The following is a 5,081-nucleotide window of genomic DNA, read 5'->3' on the forward strand; positions in this document are numbered from 1 at the left end:
CTCGTCGGTTGCAGCGCGTATCCGATTCGGGTCGGGATCCTGCATCACATCCTTCAGACGCTGCATAGCCTGCTCAACCTGTGCCTTCACATCAGAAGATACCTTATCGCCATAGTCCTTCATGGTTTTTTCGGCGGCGTAGAGGGTGTTGTCCGCATAGTTGCGGGCCTCTACCAGTTCTTTGCGCAGGCGGTCTTCTTCGGCGTGCATTTCGGCTTCCCGCTGCATCCGCTCAATTTCCGCTTCGGAGAGACCCGAGGATGCGGTAATAGTGATGTGCTGACTTCGTCCCGTGGCTTTATCCTTGGCGGTGACGGTTAAAATGCCATTGGCATCAATATCAAAGGTCACTTCGATTTGGGGCACACCACGCGGCGCCGGGGGAATGCCATCCAGAATGAAACGACCCAGCGATTTGTTATCGGCAGCCATCGGGCGCTCACCCTGCACAACATGAATCTCCACCTGCGTCTGACCATCTGCAGCGGTGGAGAAAATTTGCGTTTTGCTGGTAGGAATGGCCGAGTTGCGTTCGACCAGCGGGGTTGCCACACCACCCAACGTCTCTACCGACAGGGTCAGCGGTGTTACATCCACCAGAATCACATCCTTGACCTCACCGCCTAACACCGCCGCCTGAATGGCCGCCCCAATCGCAACCACTTCATCCGGGTTAACACCCTTGTGGGGCTCCTTGCCAAATTCCCGGCGAACGGCATCCTGCACGGCCGGCATGCGGGTCATGCCGCCCACCAGCACCACCTCGTTGACATCCGCAGGCTTCAAACCGGCATCCGAAAGTGCGCGGCGCACCGGACCCAGCGAACGTTCAACCAGATCGGCCGTCAGCTGCTCCAGTTTGGCGCGGGTGATGGATTTGACCAGATGCTTGGGACCGGTGGCATCCGCGGTGATATAAGGCAGGTTGATCTCGGTTTGCATCACGGTTGAAAGTTCGATCTTGGCTTTTTCGGAGGCTTCTTTCAAACGTTGCAGCGCCTGACGATCCTGCCGCAGGTCAATACCGGTTTCTTTCTTGAACTCTTCAATCAGGTGATCCATCAGGCGCAGGTCAAAATCATCCCCGCCAAGGAAGGTATCCCCGCTGGTGGACTTGACCTGAAAGACGCCTTCTCCCACGTCCAGAATGGAAATATCGAAAGTGCCGCCGCCCAAATCATACACGGCAATCACTTCGTTCTTGCGTTTGTCCAGTCCGTAGGCCAGGGACGAGGCAGTCGGCTCATTGATGATGCGCAGAACTTCCAGGCCGGCAATTTTTCCGGCATCTTTGGTCGCATTGCGCTGAGCATCATTAAAGTAGGCCGGCACGGTAATTACCGCCTGAGTCACCGGCTCACCCAAAAAGGCTTCGGCATCGGCTTTCAGTTTGGCCAGAATCATTGCTGAAATCTCCGGCGGTGAGTACTCGCGCCCGCCCATCACTACCCGGGCATCGCCGTTGGGGGCTTTGGTGATCTTGTACGGCACCCGGCTCATGGTGCGCTGTACTTCGGGGTCGTCATACTTGCGCCCCATCAAGCGCTTGATCGAAAAAATGGTATTTTCCGGATTGACAATTGCCTGATTGCGGGCAGCCCGCCCAACCAGCCGCTCGCCATTTTTATTGATTGCAACCACCGATGGCACCAGCCGTTCGCCTTCAGCAGAGGGGATTACGGTTGGCTCACCGCCTACCATGACCGCCACCACCGAGTTTGTGGTACCGAGGTCAATGCCGACTATTTTTCCCATAGATTCCTCCAAATTTTGTCATGTTAAAATATAACGTTGCAACCTGCCTGCCAACTTGCGGCTGCTACTGCGCCACCCGCACCAATGCCGGGCGCACAATGCGGTCGCCAAGGCGGTAGCCCTGTTGTACGACTTCGATGATGTGCCCGCTCTGCACCTCGCCGTTTTCCTCGTGGGAAATGGCTTCGTGCAGGTTCGGGTCGAACGGATCACCGGCTGCGGCAATCGGCTGAATCCCTTCGGCTTCCAGAATTGATTGCAGTTTTCGGTAGATCAGATCCACGCCATTCCACCATTCCTGCTGTTCGGCATCGGCCGGCCGGTTTCTGATGGCGCGTTCCATATCATCCAGCACCACCAAAAATTTCTTAATGATGTTGGCGGTAATCATCTGATGAAGCTGAGCCTGATCGCGTTCAACGCGCTTTTTGTAGTTCATGAAGTCGGCGCGTTCCCGCTGCCAGCCCTCGAAATATTCTTTACATTGAGTCTGTGCGTTTTGCAGTTCTTGCTGCAATCCCATGATGGTATCCTCCATGAGGGACACCTGTTCATTTTGCCCGGCTGATTCCGGTTCTTCCGTTTGTGCAGCAGATTGCTGCGGTTGGGCAGTTTCTTCAGCCGGCGAATGAGCATGTCGCGTCCGTTTTTTCTTTTCTTCGGTCATGAGAGGTTTTCTCCTTTATAAGTCGAGGGTTCGTCTAACAACGTTTCAGCCACCAGATCACTCAACAAGCCGGAGAGAAAGCGTACCGTGGAAATTGCCCTGCCATAGGACATACGCAAAGGGCCCAAAACCCCCAGCGTGCCGGTTGCCAGTCCGGGAGCGCCATAACTCCCCAGTACAATGGACCACGGTCGCAGTTCATCCCATGTTCCTTCGCCGCCGATCAATACCTGAATGCCGCCCACGTTATTGCTCATGACAGTGCGGGCAGCCAGATCTTGCAGCAACGAGCGTTCTTCCAAAATTCTTAAGGCGCGGCGGGCTTCCTCTGAACCGGTGAATTCCGGTTCGGCGAGCACGTTGGTCAAACCATCCAGATACACCTCACCAGCCACTTCGGAATTGGCTTCAACCATATCCTCAATGACCCAACCGATGACATCTGCATCCAGCCCGCTTAATTGCGAACCTCGTGCGCGGATGGATTCCACGTCCAGCCCCTGAAACAGTTGAGTCAATCGGTCGGCCGATTGGGAAAGCAATTCCTGTGCCACCGGTTCGTTCAAGGACAAAATTCGTTGACGAACTTCCCCGCCGACCATCACCAGTACCATCAACACCTGCCGCCCACGCGTGGCAATCAACTCGAGATGCTTCAGGCGCGCCTTTTCGGGGTGTGGCGGTGTAACCAGCGAAGCCGCCCGCGACTGATGCGCCAGCACCGAAGCCGCCAGGCGCACCCACTGTTCGACATCATGGCGCATTTGATAAAACTGATGGCTGATCGTGCGGCGAGTGGTATCCGGTAAATCGGTTGCACGGATCAGTCGCGAAACAAAATAGCGGTAACCCTCCTCCGTGGGTACCCGCCCGGCGGAGGTGTGCGGCTGGCGCAGCAAACCGTATTCGGTCAGTGCAGCCATTTCGTTGCGCACCGTTGCGGAACTGATGTTGAGGTGGTAGCGGGCAACCAATGCCTGCGACCCAACTGGTGCGGCGGTACGGATGTACTCGTGAATCACCAGAGTCAGGATAAATTTTTGTCTTTCCGTCAGTTCCAGCATTTTCAAACCTCTTTTAGCACTCTCGCCCTTCGAGTGCTAAACCCGACCATTACATCATCTTACCATGCCCACCAATCATCGTCAAGAATTCATACCAACTTCATATAGAATTCTTATATCCCCGCAGGTTTGATTGACCTGACCCTTTTTTACTCGTAAAATAGAAGTGATGAATCACCATCTGGTTCCTTCGTACTGCGCCGGTTTCTACCGCACTGATCACGATCCCCCGTCCTCCATCTTTTTATTGATTTTATATCGTCCGTCCACCTGATAATTTACCAAATTTTAGAGGAGATCGAATATGAGCCAAACCCCCTTCCCTTCCAAACGCGCTCCGGTGTATGCGGATGTTCCCGACGAAAAATGGAACGACTGGCGCTGGCAGTTGAGCAACCGTCTCAACACGGTTGAAGACTTTGAAAAACTCTTCAAACTGACCGACAGCGAAATCAAAGCGCTGAACACCCAGGGGTTATTCCGGGTGGAAATCACCCCTTATTTTGCCTCACTCATCAACCCCGATGACCCCAACGACCCGATTCGCTTGCAGGTTATCCCCAAAGCCGAAGAAATTGTCCCCTTCACCGGCATGATGGAAGACTCACTGGCGGAAGACCGCCACTCTCCGGTGCCCGGCCTGGTGCATCGCTACCCCGACCGGGTGCTGATGCTGGTTACCACCCAGTGCGCCTCTTACTGCCGCTATTGCACCCGTTCCCGCATTGTCGGCGATCCGACTGCCACCTTTTCTCGGGCTGAATTTGAAATGCAGATCGAGTACCTGAAGAACACCCCTCAGGTGCGCGATGTGCTGCTTTCCGGCGGTGACCCATTGACGCTGGCGCCAAAACTGCTGGATGAGTTGCTCCGCCGTTTACGCGAAATTCCGCATATTGAAATCATCCGTATCGGCAGCCGCGTACCGGTTTTCCTGCCCCAGCGCATCACCGATGACTTTTGTGATACACTCGCAAAATACCATCCAGTCTGGATGAACATCCACGTCAACCACCCCAACGAAATCACACAGGAACTGGCGGATGCCTGTGACCGCCTCAGCCGCGCCGGTGTCCCGCTGGGCAACCAATCCGTGTTGCTGGCAGGGGTCAACGATTGCGTCCACATTCAGCGCAAGCTGGTGCAGGATCTGGTGCGTATTCGCGTGCGTCCTTACTATCTTTACCAGTGTGATCTGGTGGATGGCGCCGGGCATTTTCGCACACCGGTGGGTAAAGGGATCGAAATCATTGAGGGTTTGCGCGGTCATACCTCCGGTTATGCCGTGCCAACCTATGTGGTAGATGCACCGGGCGGTGGAGGCAAAATCCCGGTCATGCCCAATTATCTCGTCAGCATGTCCGATCATAAAATCATCCTGCGCAATTACGAAGGCTACATCACCACCTACGAAGAACCGATTGACTACAAACCGCACGACCCCAAAACCTGCCCCTACTGCCAGAACAAACGGTTGGAGCCGGGCCAGACCGGAATTACCGGCCTGCTGGATGGGGAAGAAATGTTCATCAAACCCGAGGGCTTTGATGCATTGCACAACCGCGGCGGAGGATTGCACCGTTTGCGCGCCAATG

At 55.0% G+C, this 5,081-nt stretch carries 4 protein-coding genes; 1 reads left to right on the forward strand and 3 read right to left on the reverse strand.

The features are described from left to right. From dnaK to hrcA, 3 genes are all read right to left on the reverse strand, one after another. Nucleotides 1-1,755 (reverse strand): molecular chaperone DnaK (gene dnaK / locus VAE48_RS03455; RefSeq protein ID WP_322791922.1); only part of this gene is annotated, 1,755 nt, incomplete at its 3' end. A gap of 64 nt (nucleotides 1,756-1,819) precedes the next feature. Continuing rightward, nucleotides 1,820-2,422 carry a nucleotide exchange factor GrpE gene (locus tag VAE48_RS03460; RefSeq protein WP_322791923.1) on the reverse strand — a complete coding sequence of 201 codons (603 nt, stop codon included), beginning with the start codon at nucleotides 2,420-2,422 and terminating at the stop codon, nucleotides 1,820-1,822. Further along, nucleotides 2,419-3,486: a heat-inducible transcriptional repressor HrcA gene (gene hrcA, locus VAE48_RS03465; protein WP_322791924.1), complete on the reverse strand. Its 1,068-nt coding sequence runs from the start codon at nucleotides 3,484-3,486 to the stop codon at nucleotides 2,419-2,421. Before hrcA ends, VAE48_RS03460 begins: the two co-directional genes overlap by 4 nt. Before the next feature lie 304 nt (nucleotides 3,487-3,790). Here hrcA and ablA point away from each other — a divergent pair. Then, the coding region (ablA, locus tag VAE48_RS03470) for a lysine 2,3-aminomutase (protein WP_322791925.1) at nucleotides 3,791-5,081 on the forward strand (1,291 nt) is incomplete at its 3' end.

The sequence above is a fragment of the Bellilinea sp. genome (assembly GCF_034432615.1).
Taxonomy (GTDB): domain Bacteria; phylum Chloroflexota; class Anaerolineae; order Anaerolineales; family Anaerolineaceae; genus Bellilinea.